General features: G+C 53.0%; 24 protein-coding genes. 13 read left to right on the top strand and 11 right to left on the bottom strand.

What is annotated here, in order from left to right; genetic code table 11:
- Positions 1-86: 86 nt before the first annotated feature.
- The 6 genes from tcyJ to V2154_RS08920 all read right to left on the bottom strand — a co-directional run bounded on the left by tcyJ (position 87) and on the right by V2154_RS08920 (position 6,249).
- Positions 87-890, bottom strand: coding sequence for a cystine ABC transporter substrate-binding protein (gene tcyJ / locus V2154_RS08945; protein ID WP_353501929.1), 804 nt, complete (start codon positions 888-890; stop codon positions 87-89).
- A gap of 197 nt (positions 891-1,087) precedes the next feature.
- Positions 1,088-2,080, bottom strand: a complete 993-nt coding sequence (locus V2154_RS08940; protein WP_485900944.1) for a D-cysteine desulfhydrase — start codon at positions 2,078-2,080, stop codon at positions 1,088-1,090.
- 215 nt (positions 2,081-2,295) lie between these two features.
- Positions 2,296-2,802 (bottom strand): flagella biosynthesis regulatory protein FliZ, encoded by a 507-nt coding sequence (gene fliZ, locus V2154_RS08935; protein ID WP_034790141.1) that lies wholly within the window; start codon positions 2,800-2,802, stop codon positions 2,296-2,298.
- Positions 2,803-2,857: 55 nt separating this feature from the next.
- Positions 2,858-3,580: an RNA polymerase sigma factor FliA gene (locus tag V2154_RS08930; protein WP_034790139.1), complete on the bottom strand. Its 723-nt coding sequence runs from the start codon at positions 3,578-3,580 to the stop codon at positions 2,858-2,860.
- A 224-nt stretch (positions 3,581-3,804) separates the two neighbouring features.
- Complete coding sequence (gene fliB / locus V2154_RS08925) at positions 3,805-5,010, bottom strand: flagellin lysine-N-methylase (RefSeq protein ID WP_353501927.1); 1,206 nt, start codon at positions 5,008-5,010, stop codon at positions 3,805-3,807.
- Positions 5,011-5,121: 111 nt separating this feature from the next.
- Positions 5,122-6,249 (bottom strand): FliC/FljB family flagellin, encoded by a 1,128-nt coding sequence (locus tag V2154_RS08920; protein WP_353501926.1) that lies wholly within the window; start codon positions 6,247-6,249, stop codon positions 5,122-5,124.
- A gap of 292 nt (positions 6,250-6,541) precedes the next feature.
- On the opposite strand from V2154_RS08920, the gene fliD reads away from it, so the two are divergent.
- From fliD to V2154_RS08895, 5 genes are all read left to right on the top strand, one after another.
- Positions 6,542-7,978, top strand: a complete 1,437-nt coding sequence (gene fliD, locus V2154_RS08915) for a flagellar filament capping protein FliD (protein WP_353501925.1) — start codon at positions 6,542-6,544, stop codon at positions 7,976-7,978.
- Positions 7,979-7,987: 9 nt separating this feature from the next.
- Positions 7,988-8,425, top strand: a complete 438-nt coding sequence (fliS, locus tag V2154_RS08910) for a flagellar export chaperone FliS (protein ID WP_034790131.1) — start codon at positions 7,988-7,990, stop codon at positions 8,423-8,425.
- Entirely contained in the window at positions 8,400-8,759 is a 360-nt protein-coding gene (fliT, locus tag V2154_RS08905; RefSeq protein ID WP_353501924.1) for a flagella biosynthesis regulatory protein FliT, read from the top strand. Before fliS ends, fliT begins: the two co-directional genes overlap by 26 nt.
- Positions 8,760-8,973: 214 nt before the next feature.
- The gene (locus tag V2154_RS08900; RefSeq protein ID WP_353501923.1) at positions 8,974-9,795 is read left to right on the top strand and encodes a helix-turn-helix transcriptional regulator; all 822 of its coding nucleotides are present in this window, start codon (positions 8,974-8,976) and stop codon (positions 9,793-9,795) included.
- Between the two features lie 167 nt (positions 9,796-9,962).
- On the top strand, positions 9,963-10,139 hold the full coding sequence (locus V2154_RS08895; protein WP_034790125.1) for a GhoT/OrtT family toxin: 177 nt from the start codon (positions 9,963-9,965) through the stop codon (positions 10,137-10,139).
- 12 nt (positions 10,140-10,151) lie between these two features.
- Here V2154_RS08895 and V2154_RS08890 read toward each other — a convergent pair whose 3' ends face one another.
- Positions 10,152-10,898, bottom strand: coding sequence for a helix-turn-helix transcriptional regulator (locus V2154_RS08890; protein ID WP_353501922.1), 747 nt, complete (start codon positions 10,896-10,898; stop codon positions 10,152-10,154).
- Between the two features lie 99 nt (positions 10,899-10,997).
- Here V2154_RS08890 and V2154_RS08885 point away from each other — a divergent pair, with 99 nt between their 5' ends.
- Positions 10,998-11,396, top strand: coding sequence for a nuclear transport factor 2 family protein (locus V2154_RS08885; RefSeq protein ID WP_353501921.1), 399 nt, complete (start codon positions 10,998-11,000; stop codon positions 11,394-11,396).
- A gap of 51 nt (positions 11,397-11,447) precedes the next feature.
- On the opposite strand, the gene V2154_RS08880 is transcribed toward V2154_RS08885, so the two are convergent.
- Both V2154_RS08880 and V2154_RS08875 read right to left on the bottom strand, forming a co-directional pair.
- Positions 11,448-12,671, bottom strand: coding sequence for an MFS transporter (locus V2154_RS08880; RefSeq protein WP_353501920.1), 1,224 nt, complete (start codon positions 12,669-12,671; stop codon positions 11,448-11,450).
- Positions 12,672-12,923: 252 nt separating this feature from the next.
- Entirely contained in the window at positions 12,924-13,082 is a 159-nt protein-coding gene (locus V2154_RS08875) for a YqaE/Pmp3 family membrane protein (protein WP_034790096.1), read from the bottom strand.
- A 213-nt stretch (positions 13,083-13,295) separates the two neighbouring features.
- Here V2154_RS08875 and V2154_RS08870 point away from each other — a divergent pair, with 213 nt between their 5' ends.
- Positions 13,296-13,817: a DUF1003 domain-containing protein gene (locus V2154_RS08870; RefSeq protein WP_353501919.1), complete on the top strand. Its 522-nt coding sequence runs from the start codon at positions 13,296-13,298 to the stop codon at positions 13,815-13,817.
- 252 nt (positions 13,818-14,069) lie between these two features.
- On the top strand, positions 14,070-14,354 hold the full coding sequence (locus tag V2154_RS08865; protein ID WP_034790093.1) for a hypothetical protein: 285 nt from the start codon (positions 14,070-14,072) through the stop codon (positions 14,352-14,354).
- A 111-nt stretch (positions 14,355-14,465) separates the two neighbouring features.
- Here the strand turns inward: V2154_RS08865 and V2154_RS08860 are convergent, their stop codons facing one another.
- Positions 14,466-14,738, bottom strand: coding sequence for a hypothetical protein (locus V2154_RS08860; protein ID WP_353501918.1), 273 nt, complete (start codon positions 14,736-14,738; stop codon positions 14,466-14,468).
- Positions 14,739-15,056: 318 nt separating this feature from the next.
- Between V2154_RS08860 and V2154_RS08855 the strand changes: the two genes are divergently transcribed.
- Positions 15,057-15,257 (top strand): DUF7736 domain-containing protein, encoded by a 201-nt coding sequence (locus V2154_RS08855; protein WP_353501917.1) that lies wholly within the window; start codon positions 15,057-15,059, stop codon positions 15,255-15,257.
- A 67-nt stretch (positions 15,258-15,324) separates the two neighbouring features.
- On the opposite strand, the gene fliE is transcribed toward V2154_RS08855, so the two are convergent.
- Complete coding sequence (gene fliE, locus V2154_RS08850) at positions 15,325-15,639, bottom strand: flagellar hook-basal body complex protein FliE (RefSeq protein ID WP_353503957.1); 315 nt, start codon at positions 15,637-15,639, stop codon at positions 15,325-15,327.
- 316 nt (positions 15,640-15,955) lie between these two features.
- On the opposite strand from fliE, the gene fliF reads away from it, so the two are divergent.
- From fliF to fliI, 4 genes are read left to right on the top strand one after another with little or no spacing between them, the layout of a single operon-like run.
- The gene (gene fliF, locus V2154_RS08845) at positions 15,956-17,680 is read left to right on the top strand and encodes a flagellar basal-body MS-ring/collar protein FliF (RefSeq protein ID WP_353501916.1); all 1,725 of its coding nucleotides are present in this window, start codon (positions 15,956-15,958) and stop codon (positions 17,678-17,680) included.
- Positions 17,677-18,669: a flagellar motor switch protein FliG gene (gene fliG, locus V2154_RS08840; RefSeq protein WP_034790081.1), complete on the top strand. Its 993-nt coding sequence runs from the start codon at positions 17,677-17,679 to the stop codon at positions 18,667-18,669. The genes fliF and fliG overlap by 4 nt, the downstream gene beginning before the upstream one ends.
- Positions 18,662-19,462: a flagellar assembly protein FliH gene (fliH, locus tag V2154_RS08835; RefSeq protein WP_353501915.1), complete on the top strand. Its 801-nt coding sequence runs from the start codon at positions 18,662-18,664 to the stop codon at positions 19,460-19,462. The genes fliG and fliH overlap by 8 nt, the downstream gene beginning before the upstream one ends.
- A complete protein-coding gene (gene fliI / locus V2154_RS08830) occupies positions 19,462-20,826 on the top strand; it encodes a flagellar protein export ATPase FliI (protein WP_353501914.1) in 1,365 nt (454 codons plus the stop codon). The genes fliH and fliI overlap by 1 nt, the downstream gene beginning before the upstream one ends.
- Positions 20,827-20,828: the final 2 nt, after the last annotated feature.

Genomic DNA, 20,828 nt, shown 5'->3' with positions numbered 1-20,828 from the left:
TACATCTTCAGCGTAGTTCTAAGCTCAAAAGCGTTGGGGCTGAATCACGCTTAGTCGCGCAGAGACAGCCCCAGCGTTGGCCGACATTACTTAGTTACGTCAGCACCAAACCACTTATCGGAGATTTTGGCCAGTGAACCATCTTTCTGCATATCAGCAATGGCTTTATCAATCGCAGCCAGCAGCTCTGGGTTGTTCTTACGCAGCGCCACGCCAGATTCCTGACGAGCAAAAGGTTTACCCGCAACCGCTAAGGTGTCGCCGGTTTTCTTCACCAGATCCAATGCTGCCAGACGGTCAACCAGAATCGCGTCGATACGGCCTACGCGCAGGTCTTGGTATTTAGTCGGGTCATCATCATAGGTACGGATGTCCACGCCCGGCTCGTTAGCGCGCAGCCACTGCTCGTAGTTACTGCCCAAACCAACGCCAACTTTTTTGCCTTTCAGCGTGTCAGGCGTGGCGAAGTTGCCTTCGTTGCCCTTCTTAGTCAGCACCTGAATACCCGAAACGGTATACGGGGTGGAGAAGTCATATTTTTTCTGGCGCTCGGGAGAGATAGTCACCTGATTGATAACGACGTCAATACGCTTAGATTCCAGCGAGGCCAGCATGCCGTCCCATTTGGTCGGTTGCAGCTTGGCTTTAACCCCCATGTGCTGGGCCAGAGATTGTGCGAATTCGACTTCGAAGCCGGTCAGTTTGCCGTCTTCACCCTGGAAACTAAATGGCGGGTAAGTTCCCTCGAGGCCGACAATCAGCGAGCCGCGCTCTTTGACTTTAGCCAGCAGGCCTTCGTCAGCCGCGAAGCTGCTTGTAACCATGCCGCTGGTCAACGTGACAGCGACCGCACCCAGAAGTAAACGACGACGCAGTGTTGAGAAACCCATATTCACCTCATGAATTAATTATTTTGTTAGTGGCGCACGTTAGCATCGGTTGAAAAGATTATCAGGAATATAATCCTCTAATCTTAGTGCAGAAATGCATAAGTAGGAGCCAGCAAGCATAAGCGCGGCAAAAGGCTAGGCCTATCAATGCCATTGCCGCCCCCGCTTGCAATAAATATCAGCCAGTTAGGACAGTTTTAAACCTGAGGATGATAGGCAAACAGCGCCGGTGCGCCGCCAGTATGGATGAACAGAATCGGGTCGGATCCGGGGAAAAGCCCGCGTTCCAGACCGTCAATCAGCCCGGCCATCGCCTTGCCGGTATAAACCGGATCCAGCAACATGGCTTCCTTCTCAGCGAGGAGTTTGATGGCGGCTAACCCCTCCTCGCTCGGCTCACCGTAGCGCGGGCCGAAATAGCTATCCCACAGGTGGATCTCTGGCAAAGCCTCGTCGAACTGCAATCTTTTGGCGACATCGCGAGCAATAGCTTCAACCTTCGGGCGCTGAGCCTCGGCAGTCCGTGACACCGTCACGCCAATCAGCTGGGTTTCCGGCATCAAATGCTTTAATGCAACGGCAAGCCCGGCATGGGTTCCCGCACTGCCCGATGCCACGACGATGGCGCTGAAATCAACAAAGCTGGAGGCGCTCTGCTCGGCAATCTCCAGCGCGCACTGCACGTAGCCCAAAGCGCCCAACGCGTTAGAGCCGCCCACCGGCACGATATAGGGGCGGAAACCCTGTGCTTCGAGCTTTTCGGCTTCTTCGGTTAACTGGCTCATCGGGTCATATAGCGCGTCGCACATCACTACTTCAGCATTAAACAAGTCCAGCAACAGACGGTTGCCGTTAGTCAGGTAGTTAGCCTGCGTGGTGCCAATCGGGTTCTCCAGCAGCGCGACGCATTTCAAGCCCAGCTTGGCGGCGACGGCGGCGGTTTGGCGCACGTGGTTAGATTGAATGGCCCCGGCGGTGATCAGGGTATCGGCCCCCTCTTCCAACGCGGCGGCGGCCAGAAACTCGAGCTTTCTCAGTTTGTTACCACCGAGCGCCAACGGCGTGACGTCGTCACGTTTAATGTAGATCGGGCGACCAAAATAGTCGGAAAGACGGTTAAGTCTTTCGAGCGGCGTGACGCTACCCAACAAGTCCACGCGCGAGAAGGCTTCCAGCCGATTTTTAAGCAATGAAATTTGAGCAGGCACAGTGTTCCCCTGAAGCGCTTGCGAAAGCCGCTATCGTTATGATGTATAAAGTCAGATCGAGATAAGATGTTCAGCTTGATATCAATAAATTATATAGCGAATTTATACAAGCGATGACAGATGTCAGGCAAAAAAAACAGGCTCCCGGGGGAGCCTGCTTCTTATATTTCGCATGATGTAAGCAACGAATCTGCCGATTATGCTGATTTTTGCCACGCCAAATACTGGTCATACTTACGCAGCGCGATACGGTAGTTATCATGAGCTGCCACCGGCAAGTCATTGATAATACGCTCGTGAATGCTATCGCCCTTGGTGCGCTCATGCGGATAGTTCTGGGCAACCAGAATCTCATCCAAACGACGCAATCGGACAACGTATTCACGCACCGTGCTGTGGTTCATCTCGGTTTGTTCGAACAGATATTGTTTGAACGCCATGATGTCGAAGTAAGACCAATGGCTGTTACAGCTAATTTCGCTGCAAAAGCGGCAAAGTGCGGTCAGTTCTTGCGACAGGTTGTTCCAGACTTCGTCATCAATAGGCTGGTCCATCTTGGCGATGGCCTCTTTATTGATGATCTGGCCGCGAAACACCAACGCCATGCGATCCAGCTCCTTGCCACATTGTGAACATTGAGTCTGGCTATGTTTAAAGTCTTTTAAGTAACGGCTTAACGGCCGCGTTTTGAGTCCGGCTGGCATAAACTTATTCCTGGTGAAGGATGATCAAATGTAAAACCGGCCAGGAAAAAGCGGATCAATGGTCATTTGCCAAGCGAGCGCGTAAACGCTTGATCGCCTGGCTATGTAGCTGGCTAACGCGGGATTCCCCGACGTCCAGTACTGCCCCGATCTCTTTTAAATTCAACTCTTCCTGGTAGTAAAGTGTCAGAACCATTTTTTCCCGTTCTGGCAGTGCGTCAATGGCGTCCATTACCCGCTGGCGTAAATTACCCTCCAGCAAATGGTGCAATGGGTTGGCCTCTTCGTGCCCTTCCATTAACGCTTCGGCGGTATCGCCGTGTTCTTCGCGCCATTCGTCATAAGAGAACAACTGGCTGCTATTGGTATCCATCAATATCTGGCGGTATTCCTCAATGGGAATATCTAACGCCTGTGCCACTTCGCCTTCGCTCGGTGGGCGTCCTAGCCGTTGCTCGGCATGATGCATAGCCTGAGACACTTCACGCGCATTACGCCGCACGCTGCGCGGCACCCAGTCGCGACTGCGCAGCTCATCGAGCATCGCGCCGCGAATGCGTTGCACAGCATAAGTCGTAAACGCCGTGCCCTGCATGGCATCAAAACGTTCAACCGCATTCAATAACCCAATGCCCCCCGCTTGCAGCAGGTCGTCCAGCTCTACGCTGGCGGGAAGCCTAACCTGCAAACGCAGGGCTTCATGGCGCACTAGAGGAACATAGCGCTGCCACAAAGAATTTTTGTCTATCACGCCGCTGGCGGTATACAGATCGCTCACTGTCGTAACCTGGCAAATTGAGGGTCTGTACTATTATGCGTATGCCCGCTTTTTCCAATCGCCAGAATAAGGACTGAAAAGCGCGGCTATTTGGATTATGTCGGCGTGCCTGTACAAATAACGCACAGTGACTATATCAGTGAATGCGCCGCGCAGATTACAGTAAAAAAGTAAGTAAAAGTGAATAAGTGATGAAGAAAAACGAAAAAACCCGCAAATGCGGGTTAAACCAGAAGCTGGAGGACGGAAAGATCGTCGTTACGTTTGACGCTGTCGATGCCTGCCATGAATTCCGCTTTAGTCGTATCACTATGCTGGCGATAAGAATGGTAGCTATACATGACCTCGACAAGCGTCTTCTCATCGATTTGCCCCTTCTCAAGAGCATAGGCCGATAACAAGGATTTTACGTAGAAATAGTCCACCACCAGCAAGTAGAACTGCTTAAGAATGGGCACCGATTTATCGATAGCAAAACGGTCATGGTAAAGCCGATACTGGAAGTAATTGCGCAGAATATACGGACGCTCGTTCAGCCAAGGCAGAACAATATTGTCCCAACTTTGTTTGAGTGCGCTCAGATTTTCTTCAAGCGCTAACTGAGTGAAAGTGCCTACAAAATGCTGGTTGAGTCTCTCAGTATAGTGGTACAACGTCCCTCTTCCACGTGTATGAGGGTTCGTTTGAATCGCGCCATGTATTCCACTAAACAGAGCAAGTTCTAGTAAAGGTTCACCATTGATTTTCGCAATAGATTGCGAAATTTCGCCATTGGACAATTGCTGAGCGAGTGCTGTGTAAACCTGCTCCATACTGGAGAATTTGTGATCTAGCGACCCCGTTAGTTTCTCCGCGTAAAGCAGGAAACACGCCATAGCATAGAGATTATGCTCGACTTTATTCTGGTTGGACATCATGAGATTGGCACAGAATAAATTAATAATTTTACCTTCAACGCTTATATCAGCTCTCGCATTGAAATTAGTCTGCGCCACAGAGTGATTATTAATATTGAGTGCGGTGTCATTGAGCAGCACCTTGCGCGTTGCTTCCGGGCAAGAGAGGCTGAGACTCTCAATACGCTCTTTTTTATATAATACATATTGTCGCGGGTAGGCAGAACAGGTATCACTCAGCGCTTCCGGCCCCATAGTTTTATGGATTTTGCATAGATTATCGGACTCTAAGTATGAACAGTTACCCTCCCCATTGAGCTTAACCAGCGCCCAATTACTGTGGCTTTTTTTAGTCTTGATAATGCTTTCAACCGCAATATTTTTAACGCCGGGGATTTCACTTTTTAGGTACTTATTATACGTGGGTTTATCCAGCGTGATATTCCATTGCTTACAACAGTGATCTTCACATGCAGAACCAATACAGCGGAAATTCTGCACATACTCAGGTTGGCTCACCAGAATCTCTTTCATCGCATCATACCTCCAATAACCAACCCGCAGTATGCCCCGCGAGTCTCACTTTCAATCAAAGAAAAAGGCGGCCAAATGGCCGCCTTTATAAGCGTTAAAACTGAGAAGCGATTAGCCCTGCAGCAGAGACAACACTGACTGAGGAACCTGGTTAGCTTTAGACAGTACTGAAGTACCAGCCTGTTGCAGGATCTGCGCACGGCTCATGTTGGAAACTTCGGTAGAGTAATCAGCATCCTGGATACGGCTACGTGCTGAAGTCAGGTTATCAACAGTGCTGCTCAGGTTAGTGATGGTAGATTCGAAACGGTTCTGAGAAGCACCCAGAGCTGAACGTTGAGTATCAACCGCTTTCAGAGCAGCATCGATGTCAGCCAGTGGGGTTGAACCTGCTGCAGTACCATCATTCTTAACGGTACCTTTCAGAACGTCGAAGCCTTCTGCAGCCACTGTACGCGCGTTGCCGTTTACCGCTTCTTTAGCATCGGTAGAGGTTTTCAGAGCGGTAGTTACTGCAGTATTTTTAGTGTCTAAGTCAGTTTTAGCAGTTGCGGTAGCAGTTGCTTTAGTTGTATCAGTTGGATCTGCATCAGATGCTGCTTTAGCTGCCAAGTAAGCTGTGTTAGACGTGGTTGCTGCAGTTTGTGCAGTTTTCAACGCAGTCAGCGTAGTTGGTTTGTAAGTGTTGATGTTGTCGCTAGAAGTGCCGTCACCGTTAGAAGCAGCCAGGTTCCAGCCAGCGCTTGAACCGATACCGATGCTGATTTGCTCGCCATCTTTAGAACCAACCTGGAAATCGTAGTTGCTGGTAGCAGCAGTACGGTTGTCCAGAACTTTGATGCCGTTGAAGTCAGTTTGCTTAGTAACGCGGTTGATCTCTTCCATACGCTGGTTAACTTCAGACTGGATGGAGTCGATGTCAGATGCGGAGTTAGAGCTGTTCTGCGCTTGAACGGTCAGGTCACGAACACGTTGCAAGTTGTTGTTGATTTCGCTCAGTGCGCCTTCAGCGGTCTGTGACAGAGAGATACCGTCGTTTGCGTTACGGGAAGCAACGGTCAGGCCATTGATGTTAGAAGTGAAGCGGTTGGCAATCGCCTGGCCCGCTGCATCGTCTTTTGCGCTGTTGATACGCAGACCTGAAGACAGACGCTCAATGGCGGTGCCCAGGGATGCTTGAGATTTGTTCAGGTTGTTCTGAGTCATCAGGGACAAGCTGTTAGTGTTGATTACCGCCATAGTATGATTTCCTTAAATTCTGTTATTTAGGTTTAGGCTTTCGGCCTACGGCTTTATCACCGTCCAAACTTGTATCGGCGCTACACCCAGAACCTTTAGTCAGAATTTAAAAAAATTATAAAATAATCCCCGAACGCAAATTCCTTCCTTTATTGCACCTGCAAATAATGGCGCAAATTGCCCCTAATATGCGCGGTTATTCTTGCCATAAAATTTATCCAGCCGGGTATAAACTTCGTGCCATCCTTGCCGATAACACTGGTAACACCCTTCTCTCTAAGGAATATAAATAATGGCTAGTGTAAGTTCTCTCGGTGCAGGTACCAGTCTTGACCTTAACAGCTTGATGGATTCACTGACCAAAGCTGAAAATGACCGTCTAACACCGCTGACCAATCAACAAACTTCTTATAAAGCGAAGCTGACCTCTTTCAGTATTTTGCAAACATCATTGGATAAGCTGAAGACTGCCGCCACCGCGCTGCAAAACGCCAGCCAAATCGCGGGCACTTCTGTTACCAGCACCAATACCTCTTTTAGCGCAGCGTTGACGCCAAATGCTTCTGCTCCGGCAGGCTCATACCAAATCAATGTCACGCAGTTGGCGCAGGCGCAGTCTCTGCTGTCGGCTTCAAAGTCTGACCCAAAAGCCGCGTTAGGCACCACGGGCGCAGCTAACCGCTCTATCACTATTGCGCAGACGGGCAAAGATCCGGTCACTATTCCGCTGACGGATGATCAAACCAGCCTGAACGGTATGCGCGATGCCATCAACGCCAAGCAGGCCGGCGTCACGGCCAGCGTGATTAAAGCGAACGACAACACCTATTATTTGTCTATCACCGCAAATGATACCGGCGTAGCGAATGCCATGACCGTCAGCGTATCTGGTGATGACGCGCTGAACAGCGTAGTGGGTTACAACCCCTCTTCCAGCACCAACGGCATGAAAGTCACCACGGCAGCGCAAGACGCCAAATTCACTATCAATAATAATGTTGAAATCACCCGTAGCAGCAACGTGGTTTCCGACGCGCTGGATGGCGTGACGCTGACCTTAAAATCGCTGACCAGCGCCAACGCCAACAGTTCTGGCCCTGAGACCTTAACGCTGACGCAAGATCCTAGCGCGATGACCAAGGCGATTCAAAACTACGTTGATGCCTATAACTCATTGCAAACCACTATCGCCAGCCAGACTGCTTACACCGCGGTTGATAAAGGGGCTGATAGCCAAAACGCCAGCAACGGCGCCCTGTTCGGCGACGGCACCGTGCGTACTATTTCTACCCAGCTGCGCGGCAGTATTGCGTCTTCCCAGCCAAATACTGACTTCTCAACCTTAGCCAGCATGGGTATCACCCAAGACGTCAATGGCAAATTGACAGTAGACAGCACCAAATTAAACAACGCGATCACTAAAAAGCCGGGCAGCGTGGTGCAGTTCTTCGCGGGCGACGGCAAAACTACCGGTTTCGGTACGCAAGCGACCAACATGCTGACCAAGATGCTCGACCCAACCAACGGCACAGTGCAAGCCGCTGAAGACGGTATCAATAAATCGCTGAAAAACCTGTCAGATCAAATGACCAAGACCCAAGCCAGCATCACGCTCAATCTGACTAACTACAAAAACCAATTTACTAACCTATCCGTACTGGTTAACAAATTAACCAACACCGGTAGCTACTTAACGCAGCAATTTGCCGCGATGAGTGGAAGTCAATAAGGACTGATTATGTACAAGAACTCCGGCGCTAAAGCCTATGCGCAAGTCGGTCTGGAAAGTGCGGTAATGAGTGCATCACCCCATCAGCTGGTGGTGATGTTATTTGACGGGGCGCGCAGCGCCCTTATCCGCGCAGGTATTCTTATCCAGCAGGGGGATATTCCAGGGAAAGGCAATGCGCTGTCGAAGGCCATTAATATTATCGATAACGGACTCATTGCTGGCTTAAGCCGTGAGAAAGGCGATCCAGAATTAGTTGATAATCTGGAGGCGCTCTATTCCTACATGGTTCGCCGTTTAATTCATGCCAATTTGCATAACGATCAGCAGGCTATTACTGAAGTTATGGCATTGCTGGAAAATATAGCCGATGCCTGGCGGCAAATCGGCCCTAACTATCACCCCTCGCAGGACCAATATAATGGATCGACATCAGTACCTGGTTAATGAGTATCAGATGATCCTGACGCTAAGCGAACAAATGTTGCTGCTGGCGAAAGACGAAAAGTGGGATGAATTGGTAGAACTTGAAGTCAGTTACCTGAAGGCGGTAGAGGCAACCACTACACTGCCGCTGTCAGAAGAGACCTCATTAAATATCCAGAATATTATTCGTCAGAGTCTGCGACGTATTCTGGATAATGAAACTCAGATTAAAACGCTATTGCAGGCACGAATGGATCAGCTGGCTGAGCTTATTGGCCAGTCCGTAAAACAGCAGGAGGTCAATTCGACCTATGGGCGTTTTACCGACAGAGCAATCGCTATGCGCGATCAATAATAGTTTCCCTAATACCATTGCTAGCCACTTTCTTAGCTTCTTGTGTATATTAAAGGCTTCAGAGACAGAGAATAAGCCGCCCTTACCCGGTGTCTTTTCTCTGTCGCCCTCACTAATATCGTTTTCACCGACGAAAATATCGGCAACTGTTCAAGGGTAATTAAACTCTGGAACAACGTCGGCAATATGACGTGCGGCTTCGGGCAAAATCGCGATGGTTCGTAAAATAAAAGTATCTCCAGGGATTGGTACATCCTCACTGCTTATTCAGCACAGTGAGCTGCTTACCAGCGATATTTTCGTCGATAAACCCGAACTCATATTAATCCTGCAGGGGCATTCCACACTGCGCCACGGCATGCAAGAAAGCCGCATTCAAAGTGGCGAGATGCTGGCGGTCAATAGCGGCCACTCGCTGAGCATTACCAATGTTCCCTCTGATGAGGGCATTTTCAGCTGCGCGATTATGGCGTGGGACAGCTCGCTTTTTTGCGATTCCCGCCTCTACGTCTCGCCATTTGAAGGCGTACTGACCACGGTCGAAGACATTCGCGTTATCCCGCACATTCCGCCGGCCTTTAGGCAATCGTTTACTGATACCCACCATTCGATGATGTGGCACAAGAGCCTGCCGCCGACCATTGCCCGCCATCGCATGATTGAGCAACTGCTGTGGCTGTCTCATCTGGGGATCAGCTACTCGAGGCAGCATAGTGAAAGCATCACTCAGCAAGTTCGCGATTTACTGGTCAACAATCTGCACAAGTCATTTACGGCTGCCGAAGTGGCTGAAAAATTGATGATGAATGAAGTGATGCTGCGCCGCAGGCTGGCGACAGAGAACAGCGTGCTGCGTAATTTGATGATAGATGTGCGCATGACCCACGCCCTGCGCCTGCTGCAATGCACGGATTTAGCCATTTCCCACATTGCCCATCAGGTTGGCTACGAAAGCAGCTCACGCTTTGCCGAACGTTTTCGCAAACGCTTTGGCTTTGCGCCCACCTCGATCCGCGGCCACCTGCGCTCGCTGTAAGCTTTCAGGGCGGAACGTTAACGCCCTGTTATTTCAACGCGTAAATCTCATGTGCAGATGTAAACTCTGTAAAAATGTGACCTAAAACACACATTATTTGATTACCAAATGTTAACGCCCTAGAATATGCCCTGCTTTATCTATTTTGGCTGTATTAGGGGTATGTCGTGCACGTGTGGTGGGAAGTCATTAAAACAATTTACTGGGGGGGTTTGGCGCTGGCAGCGGTGTTTACCCTGTTGGTCAGCCGCGATACGTTCAAAATCCGTCTGTTAACCTCGGCGCTGATCGGTTTTACGTGGCCAATGAGTTTGCCCGTGGTGGTGCTGTTTTCTCTGTTCTAACGACTGAATTGTTCAGAAATAATGACCCGGCGTCGTGCCGGACAGCCTACGAAACACCGCGATAAAAGCGCTGGCGTTGTCGTAACCCACCTCCAGCGCGACGTTCTGCACCGCCATCCCCTGAGCTAAAAGCTCCATCGCCCGCATCATCCTGGCCCTCTGCCTCCAGGCGGTAAAAGTTAGACCGGTCTGCGCCGGGAATAGCCTCACCAGCGTCCGAACAGATAATCCTGCATACTCTGCCCACTGCTCTTCCCGCAGTTGCACACTCACGTCACTCAGCAATCGGCGCACAAGACGCATTAAACGCGGATCCTCGGGCATCGGCAGTTCCAACGCCGCTGCGGGCAACGTCCTGATTTCGTCCAAAATGACCTGCGTCAATGCCCCTCTGGCCTGCTCTGGGACACTCTCTTCGCCCCAGCTTTTTACGCGCTTTAACGCTTCGCGCAGTAACCCTTCCACACGAAAGGTTTTCGGCGTTTGCGGCAGCTCGTGGGTCAAATCTTCACGGAAGTAGAGGCTCCAGCCGTCAAAAGCGCCGTGCGAACGCATACCGTGAGGATAGCCAGAAGGCACCCAGACGGCGTAGCTTGAAGGGATAGCCCGCTGGCTATGCTCAAAATCCAGACTCAGCAACCCCACATGCGTGCCGAGCAATTGACCGTCAGCGTGATGATGCACCGGCGTCGTTTTCCCCTGCGGCGCGACGAAATCTGTCCAGCGCAATCCGTTCCCCATGTCAGATTCTGAGATCATGGCGTAATCACCGTATAAGTTGGCCTGATAGCAGTCATGACGCCAAAAATAACCCTCTATAGTCAACCTCGTCAATGCAACCAACGCGAGGAACATCCTATGACACACACTCAGGCACGCCAATTTCTCGGCCAGATTTTCAATTCGCTGTTTGATCCTGCTGAAACGGCGGAGCAGACGGGCCGCTATTTCGCCCCGGAGTATCAGCAATTCGCCGATGGGAAAGTGTTAGATCACGCCTTATTCGTCGAGCACGCCCGCACCTTAAAGGCCACGCTTCAATCCGCCACCGTCACTTTTGAAAAGGTGATCGCCTGCGGCCAGTCACTGGCTAGCGTGCACATCGTTGATGCCATCAAACACAATGGGCAGAGGTTAAAAGTGAAAGTCGTGGCGCTGTATGAGGTGGAAAATGGGCTGATTCGTCGCGTGGATGAACTCAGTCATTTGCTCGAAGGGGAGGATGAAGACAGGGATTTAGGCACGCGCCACCATTAGGCTTAGGCCAAGGCCCCTTCCGGCAGATTGCTCTCTGCCGGAAGGGTGTTATTACTCGTGACTCAGATGAAGGTCATTTTCCTGCGCGCCCTGCTGCGACAGGGCCGCCAGCAGGCGATAACCCGTCAGCATGGCGACTAATGCCACACCGCCGCCCACTACCGCGATCCAGAATCCGTTTGAAGCGCCGAAGTTATCGATAGTCCAGCCCGACGCGGCCGATCCGGCGGAGAAGCCAATCAGCACGCCGGTCATGGCGTACGTAATACCCTCGGTTATCTGCGTGGTGGGCACGATACGCTCGATCAGGGTCATGCCGGTAATGAAGGTGGGAGAACTGATCGCCCCGCCCACAAACACCATCAGCGTCATCATCCACAGCGACGTGACGAAAGGCAGAGGCAAGGTAGTCAGCACCGCCACCACGCTTGCGATTAACAGGCGATTCGCCAACGGCTTTTTGAATTTGATGGCGCCGAATACCAGCCCAATACCGCAAGAACCTAGAGCATAGGTGGATAAGATATAGGTCGCGGCGCCCTTGTTACCTAGATCCTGCGCGAAGGCAATGACCGCCACTTCCACCGTGCCAAAAATCATGCCGATACCCACAAACACCGTCACCACGTACCACATCGCGCCGTGCTTCATTACCGACTGCGTGCGCTTCTGCTTGATAGGATTCACTTTTGGCTCAGTGGATTTCTGTACCACAAACAGTAATGCCCCGACGGCGAGGAAGGTCGCCGCCGCCAGCACGCCCGCCTCGGGGAACAGCGCGATGCTCAGGCCGATGCCAAACACCGGCCCGGCCATATACACCAGCTCATCCAGCACGGATTCAAAGGCAAAGGCCGCGTGCAGTTGCGACTTGCCGCGATAAATCTCGGTCCAGCGCGCGCGCACCATGGAGCCAATGCTCGGCATTACGCCGGCGATTAACGCCAGTATAAACAGCATTTCATTGGGTGCATTGAGCCACGCCGCCAGGCATAAACCGATTAATGCCAAAAATGCCAAGGTCACCATCGGGATCAGCACTTTCGCCTGCCCTTTGACATCCACCCAGCGCGAAATCTGTGGAGCGATAAAGGCATTGGCCATGGCAAAAGTGGCAGACACCGCGCCGGCCAGCCAATATTCACCATGGGTTTGGGATAACATAGCCACAATGCCAATGGTGGTCATCGGCAGAGGCAGACGAGCAATAAAGCCTGCGGCAGAAAAGCCTTTGGTTCCTGGGCGCCGGAATATCTCGGCGTATGGATTAGACATGAAAGTTCCTTATTTCACAGAGAGGCATGATTTCAATTAAAAAGAGCAGCCGAATACCCTGCCCAATGCACGCGGCGGCTAACAAAAACATCAATATAAAGCTCAATTTAGAGGCGACATGATGCCTGAGAGGCAATAAAGAGTCTTTTCGTTTCGTGTTAAATGTTTGTGATATTTAGGCAATAAAAAACCCGACCTATTGGTCGGGCTTATGAAATTGAGGAACTTTTAGGCAAAAAGCGCCTTAATTCATTACTTACGCGTCTGGATCCAGAATGCGTGGATCAAACCTGGCAAATAGCCGCACAGTGTCAGCACAATGTTCAGCAGGAACTGCAAGCCAAGGCCGTTACCAATCAACACGCCCAGCGGCGGTACCAAAATCGTAATCAAAACTCTCCAAAAACCCATGCTTCTCTCCTTTTCATGATTGCTGAGTTAAAAGTAGCGCAGTAAATCCGACCTAACAATCAGATAGTTCGGGAAAAGTTGCCGAGCTTCCTGATAGATAAATAATCAGTCAACAAACAGCAAGGGTGACAATAATAAGATATCGGTTTCTGGCATTTCATCCTAAGGTGACTCTTATCAGCACGCTACTCAGCACCCATAAAGGAAGTATTTATGCAGCCCATCTCTTCAGATACGCCAGCCAAAAAACGTGACCCCTTCCGTTTTCACCGTAAACATTCCCATTTAGCTCCGACCTTCGGCGAAGGCTGGTTTGCGCTGAAAGCAGAAGCTTTCGCCCGGTTCTTCGGCACGCCGCTGTTTTTAGGCGCACAAACTCTGGTGGTGGCCGTGTGGATCATCATCAACGTCACCGGGCTAGTGAAGTTCGACGTTTACCCGTTTATCTTACTCAATCTGGCCTTCAGCCTGCAGGCCGCCTATGCCGCGCCGCTGATCCTACTGGCGCAAACTCGCCAGGCGGAGCGCGATAAGGCCCATGCCGATGCCGATGCCCAGCATCGCGAAGAGTTAGCTCAGGCCAATGAGCAGCGGCAGGAGATGGCGGCGCAGCACACTCAGCAGATGCTCGAGCTGTTAAAACAGAATACTGACCTGACCAATATCACTAAACAGCTAAGCGAACGGATTGAAGTCCTGACCTCGCAGCTACATAAGAAAATGCTCGAACAGTAATTGTCGCCCTTCTACTGCCAAAAACATTTTGTGATAGCGATCACATTTAAGTTTTTGCTTAAGTCGTGTTCTCAGTCCTGCCCTATAATTTATACCAAGCTAATTATCTGCCATTCAGGCAGGTAATTGGCGGGTTGCTTGATGTCCTGTTTTTGCTGCGCGATTTCATTCATTGTTCGCAGCGCCTCATTTGAGCGTTCCCGTGTGGGAGAAAGTGCTTGTATCATCAATCACTTATTTGGAGGAGTAATAATGTCTGAATACCATTATTTGCTTCTGGGAGGAAGTCGGCATGGACAGAAACATGTCGACCGTTGTCATCAGTTTTCACTCTATTTCTGGGCAGACAATCGGCTCGAAGAGCGTCAGTCTGACTCAGCAATTTTTGCAGTGCAAAACGAGCGTTATAAAGTATCTCCAGAGAAATGTGCTGACGGCAATTGGTATCTGGTCGGTTACTGTGGGGCAAGACCTGAGATCCCCGTGGATGAACTGACTGATTTGATACTGGATAACAACGTTAAGCCCATGATGTAACACAGCGGCTGCTAAGTTCTACTCTCATCAGCGCTGTGAAGTGACGTTCAATGAAGTAAAAACCCCGCCTTCGCGGGGTTTCTTGTTTTTAGCGGGTCGGAATGCTTAATCTCACCCGGCATTGCCCTGAATATGCGCGGCGCGGAACTCCACTACCGTCCCGGCTTCGAAATGGCGTTTTGCCGAGGCTGGAATGCGCCCTACCGGCGCGGCTTTAATCACTTCCCCTTCAAACTCGCCATCGATGATTTGGCGAATGGCGACATCCAACTGGTAGCTCGCCGAGTCATCACCCACGGGAAAAGTCAGCAGTTTCACCTTATCCCCAACTTGCCAGCGGGTCAGCATCGGCAATGGGGCTTGTTCGAAAATGTCCTCATTCATCTGGCTTTTCCTTATTTTCAGGTTGATTAATAAGAGAATAGAACAATTCCGGTGCCGCCGCTTGAAAATGAAAGTCTTCTGGAATCCGTGTCGCAGACCGTCGTGGATTTGCACCGCGAGCCGCTGCGTAACCTGAGATTGACGCCGTCGACCTATACTGAGAATGGGTGATTGCATGGCATAGCCATGGCCGTAATAATGACGGCATCCCTGACCACCCGAGGGCGGAGTGTTTATCTCTGCTGATGGAAGATTTGTGAAATGAATGTCCTGTCGATGGCCCGCTACCGTCAGCCTGAAACGAAACAAGGAATTGAAATGCAAAAGTTAACGCAAGAGCAGTGTGTGATCCTCACCGGGTTTACCGGCATTCTCCACGGCGAGTTTGAATGGTTCCACGCTGATTTGGAAGCCCGCCTCGGTCGCGAAGTACAAACCTCTGAACTTGGATATCCAGAGTTTATGGACGAGTGTAAGGCACTGTATGAAGAAGATTTTAATGGATTGATGCCGGAGTAAGCATCACGCCTTTTTCGCCCCCGCCCACAGGCCATCGCTGCATGTGGGCAAAAAGCTTTCTGAGCAATCAGACGCTCATGTTCATGACGTCCTGATACGCCGCCACCAGCTTGTTACGCACCTGAATGCCCAATTGCAGAGAAATTGATGATTTCTGCATATCGACCATCACGTCATTTAAGCCTACGCCCGGCACGCCGAGTTCGAATTTCTGCGCCTGCAATTTGGCGGTGTTTTGCGTTTCGCTGATCTTGCCCAGCGCGGCTTTCATCTCGCTGGCGAAACCGGCTTCCTGTAGGGGTTCAACAGGTTGCTTCATTCCTGCCTGCAGCGCGGTGGCCTGCAACTGCTGCAAAACACTCTCAATGCCTTGAATTGCCATAGATTCCTCAATTTTCGCACGGTTCTGAATGGGGGATGAAACCGATTTGTGTTTCATGGAACGACACCCTATCACATAGGAATTTCCCTAAACGCGCTAATTGACCGCAAAAACCATGGCTTATCGGGCCATTAACTTTGCATAAAGCAGCAAATAATGGCTCACCTGAAAAATCAGGTTCTTCTCTTATTGTGGAGAGGGGCTAAAAAAATGACACGCTTGTCTGTTTTACATCAGCAGGATTGCGCACTTGGGAGTCTGTTTTGTCACGACACAACACGAACATCAACGTTCAACAGCTGAATAGGGATCTGGTATGAGTTCTGCAATTGCTGGCGCAGAAAACCCTGAAAGCGGATTGACAGCGTTTATCAACCGCCTGCGTGCGAATCCAAAAATCCCCCTGGCCATTGCCGCAGCCGCCGCAGTGGCCATTGTTGTTGTCTTGACGCTGTGGGCCAAAGCGCCGACATATCGCGTACTGTTCAGCAATCTGAACGACAAAGACGGTGGCGCCATCGTCACCCAACTGACCCAAATGAACATCCCTTATCAGTTCTCTGATAACGGCGGTGCCATCTTGATCCCGGCGGATAAAGTCTATGAAACTCGCCTGAAACTGGCCTCTTCCGGCTTGCCAAAGGGCGGCGCGGTAGGCTTCGAACTGATGGACCAAGAGAAGTTTGGTATCAGCCAGTTCAGCGAGCAGATCAACTATCAGCGCGCGCTGGAAGGCGAACTCTCGCGCACCATCGAGACTCTGGGGCCGGTACAGAGCGCCCGCGTTCACTTGGCTATCCCGAAACCTTCGCTGTTCGTGCGCGAACAGAAGAACCCTTCTGCCTCGGTGACGTTGAACCTGCAATCCGGCCGCGCGCTGGATGACGGCCAGATCAACGCCATCGTTTATATGGTATCGAGCAGCGTCTCCGGCCTGCCTCCGGCCAGCGTTACCGTGGTTGACCAGAGTGGCCACCTGCTGACTCAGGCCGACGGCAACGGGCGCGACCTCAACGCCGCGCAGCTGAAATACGCCAATGAAGTGGAAGGCCGCCTGCAGCGCCGGATCGAAGCCATCCTGCAACCCGTGGTCGGCAGCGGCAACGTGCATGCACAAATCACCGCGCAGATTGACTACGCCGTGCGCGAGCAGACTGACGAAAACTACCAGCCGAACGGTTCGGCAGATAAAGCCGCAGTGCGCTCCCGCCAGTTGAGCACCAATGAGCAAATTGGCGGTTCAGGCGTCGGCGGCGTGCCGGGTGCCCTCTCCAACCAGCCCACGGCTCCGGCGACAGCGCCTATTACTAATCAGGCGACCAACGTTAATAACCCGAACGCCGCCAACGGCCAGCAGGCGAATGGGCAGAACAACGCGGCTAACCGCAATGCGGCCACCGCCGCGCCGTCCGGTCCGAGCAGCAATCGCCATGATGAAACCACCAACTACGAGCTGGATCGCACCATTACTCACACCCAGCACAGCGCGGGCGGCATTCAGCGCCTGTCAGCGGCGGTGGTGGTCAACTATCAGCCGGGCGTGGATGGCAAAGCCAAGCCGCTGACCGACGAGCAGTTGAAGCAGGTTGACTCACTGGTGCGCGAAGCGATGGGCTTCTCCACCGAGCGTGGCGATACCCTGAACGTGGTTAACACGCCATTTAATGAAACCGCCGATGAATCCACCGAACTGCCTTTCTGGAAATCTCCGGCCTTCTTCGACCAACTGCTGAACGCCGGTCGCTGGTTGCTGGTGCTGATTGTTGCTTGGCTGCTGTGGCGCAAGATGGTTCGCCCTCTCCTGCTCAAACAGCAGGCCGACCGCGAAGCTCAGGCTGCGGCGACCGTCGCGGCAGCCGTGCCAGCGCCGGAAGGCACGCAGCCAGCCAAACTGTCTAACGACGAGCTGGCCAAGCGCCGCCGTTCACAGCAGCGCGTCAGTGTTGAAGTTCAAACCCAACGAATTCAGGAGCTGGCGGATAAAGATCCTCGCATCGTCGCCCTGGTTATCCGCCAATGGATGAGTACAGAACAACCATGACTATGACCGGAACCGAAAAAAGCGCCATCCTTATGGTCACGCTGGGTGAAGACCGCGCGGTGGAGGTGTTTAAGCACCTCAACCCGCGTGAAGTTCAGCAAATCAGCGGCGCGATGGCTAACATCCATCAGATCTCCAACAAACAGCTCAGCGACGTGCTGAGCGAGTTTGAAGATGAGTCCGAGCAGTACGCCGCGCTGAGTGTCAACACCAGCGAATACCTGCGTTCGGTCCTGACCAAAGCCTTGGGTGAAGAGCGCGCCGCCAGCCTGCTGGAAGACATTCTCGAGTCGCGCGAAACCACCACCGGCATGGAAACCCTCAACTTTATGGAGCCACAGATTGCGGCCGACCTGATCCGCGACGAGCATCCGCAGATCATCGCCACCATTCTGGTACACCTGAAACGCGGCCAGGCAGCCGATATTCTGGCCCTGTTCGACGAGCGCCAGCGTAACGACGTCATGCTGCGTATCGCCACTTTCGGCGGCGTACAGCCAGCCGCGCTGGCCGAGCTGACCGAAGTGCTCAACAACCTGCTCGACGGCCAAAACCTCAAACGTTCGAAGATGGGCGGTATTCGTACTGCGGCGGAAATCATCAACTTGATGAAAAGCCAGCAGGAAGAAGCGGTTATCGAAGCCATGCGTGGCTACGACGGCGAGCTGGCGCAGAAAATCATCGACGAAATGTTCCTGTTCGAGAATCTGGTGGACGTCGACGACCGCAGCATCCAACGCCTGTTGCAAGAGATCGAGGGCGAGTCGCTACTGGTGGCATTGAAAGGTGCCGAAGCGCCGCTGCGCGAGAAATTCCTGCGCAACATGTCCCAGCGTGCTGCCGATATTCTGCGCGACGACTTGGCAAACCGTGGCCCGATGCGCATGTCGCTGGTGGAAAACGAACAGAAAGCCATTCTGCAAACCGTGCGTCGTCTGGCCGAATCTGGCGAGATGATGATTGGCGGAGGCGAGGATACCTATGTCTGATGCCCTGACGCCACAAGACCCGCCGGCCGAGAAAAAGACGCTGGCCGAGCGCAAAGCCGAACAGCTCAACGCCCTGCCGTGGCAGCCGTGGAAGCTCAACGACCTCAATACGCCCTCTTACTCCAGTAAAGAGTATAAAAACGCCATCGAACCGCTGTTTGGTGAAGAAGATGGCGAAGAGCATGACACTGAGAGCAGCGAGCCCCTGAGCCAGTTTCAGGTTGATCAGAACGAGCTGCAACGTCTGCAAATTCAGGCACAGCAGCAGGGTCATCAGCAAGGCTTTGAGGCGGGCAAGCAGCAAGGTTATCAGGCTGGCTATCAGGCCGGTCAGGAAGCGGGCCAGCAGCAAGGTCTGCAAGAAGCCCAACAGCATCAGGCGGTGCTCACCGAGCACTGGCAGCATCTGGTCACTGACTTCCAGCAAACGCTGGACGCGCTGGACAGCGTGATCGCTTCGCGCCTGATGCAAATGGCGCTGACCGCCGCCAAGCAGGTGCTCGGCCAGCCGCCGATTTGCGACGGCTCCGCCCTGCTGACCCAAATTCAACAGCTGATCCAGCAAGAGCCGATGTTCAAAGGCAAGCCGCAGCTGCGGGTGAACCCAGCCGATTTCGAACGCGTTGAGCAGCACCTTGGCGTTACCCTGAGCCTGCACAGCTGGCGTCTGCTGGCTGACAGCCAGATCCACGCCGGCGGCTGCAAAGTCAGCGCAGAAGATGGCGACATGGACGCCTCGCTAGCCACTCGCTGGCACGAACTCTGCCGCCTCGCGGCGCCGGGTGATCTCTGATGACCGCCCGCCTTAGCCGATTGCTGAAAACCCTCGATGACGCTGAAAAGCGCATGGAGCGTACTCCCGCGCTGCGCCGCTACGGTCGCCTAACCCGCGCGACCGGGCTGGTGCTCGAAGCCACCGGCCTGCAACTCCCTCTTGGCGCGACCTGCCTGATTGAACGCCATGACGGCAACGTCGTGCAGGAAGTCGAAAGCGAAGTGGTCGGTTTTAACGGCCAACACCTGTTTTTAATGCCGCTGGAAGAAGTGGAAGGCATTCTGCCGGGCGCGCGGGTGTATGCCCGCATCTCGCCAGAGGGCCACACCGCCGGTAAACAGCTGCCCCTCGGGCCACAGCTGCTTGGCCGCGTGCTCGACGGCAGTGCCAAGCCGCTCGACGGCCTGCCGCCGCCGGATACCGGCTATCGCGCCGCGCTGATAACCCCTCCTTTCAACCCATTACAGCGCACGCCAATCACTGACGTGCTCGACGTCGGCGTGCGGGCGATTAACTCCCTGCTGACCGTCGGCCGCGGGCAGCGTATGGGCCTGTTCGCCGGCTCCGGCGTGGGTAAATCGGTACTGCTCGGCATGATGGCGCGCTACACCCAGGCCGACGTGATCGTGGTCGGGCTGATTGGCGAGCGTGGGCGCGAAGTTAAAGACTTTATCGAAAATATTTTGGGTGACGAAGGCCGCGCTCGCGCGGTGGTGATCGCCGCCCCGGCCGACGTGTCGCCGCTGCTGCGTATGCAGGGCGCGGCCTATGCCACCCGTATTGCGGAAGATTTCCGCGATCGCGGCCAGCACGTGTTGTTGATCATGGACTCTCTGACCCGCTACGCCATGGCCCAGCGTGAGATTGCCTTGGCCATCGGCGAGCCTCCGGCCACCAAAGGCTATCCGCCATCCGTGTTCGCCAAACTGCCCGCGCTGGTTGAGCGCGCCGGTAACGGCATCAGCGGCGGCGGCTCGATCACCGCCTTCTACACGGTACTGACCGAGGGTGATGACCAGCAGGATCCGATTGCAGACTCCGCGCGCGCCATCCTCGACGGTCACGTGGTGCTGTCGCGCCGTCTGGCGGAATCTGGCCACTATCCGGCGATTGATATTGAAGCTTCTATCAGCCGCGCCATGACCGCCTTGATTGACGATGCCCAGTACGGGCGCGTGCGCGATTTCAAACAACTGCTGTCGAGCTACCAGCGTAACCGCGATCTGGTGAGCGTCGGCGCTTATGCCGCAGGCAGTGACCCGATGCTGGATCGCGCCATTCGGCTCTACCCGCAAATGGAAGACTTCTTGCAGCAGGACATCATGGAGCGCAGCTCCTACGAAGATGCCTGTTTGCAATTGAAGATGATGTTACCGAGCTAATA

The sequence above is a fragment of the Ewingella sp. CoE-038-23 genome (genome assembly GCF_040419245.1).
In the GTDB taxonomy this organism is placed as follows: Bacteria; Pseudomonadota; Gammaproteobacteria; order Enterobacterales; family Enterobacteriaceae; genus Ewingella; species Ewingella allii.
The sequence above is the reverse complement of the archived record's forward strand: the minus strand, read 5'-3'. Positions and strand labels throughout refer to the sequence as shown.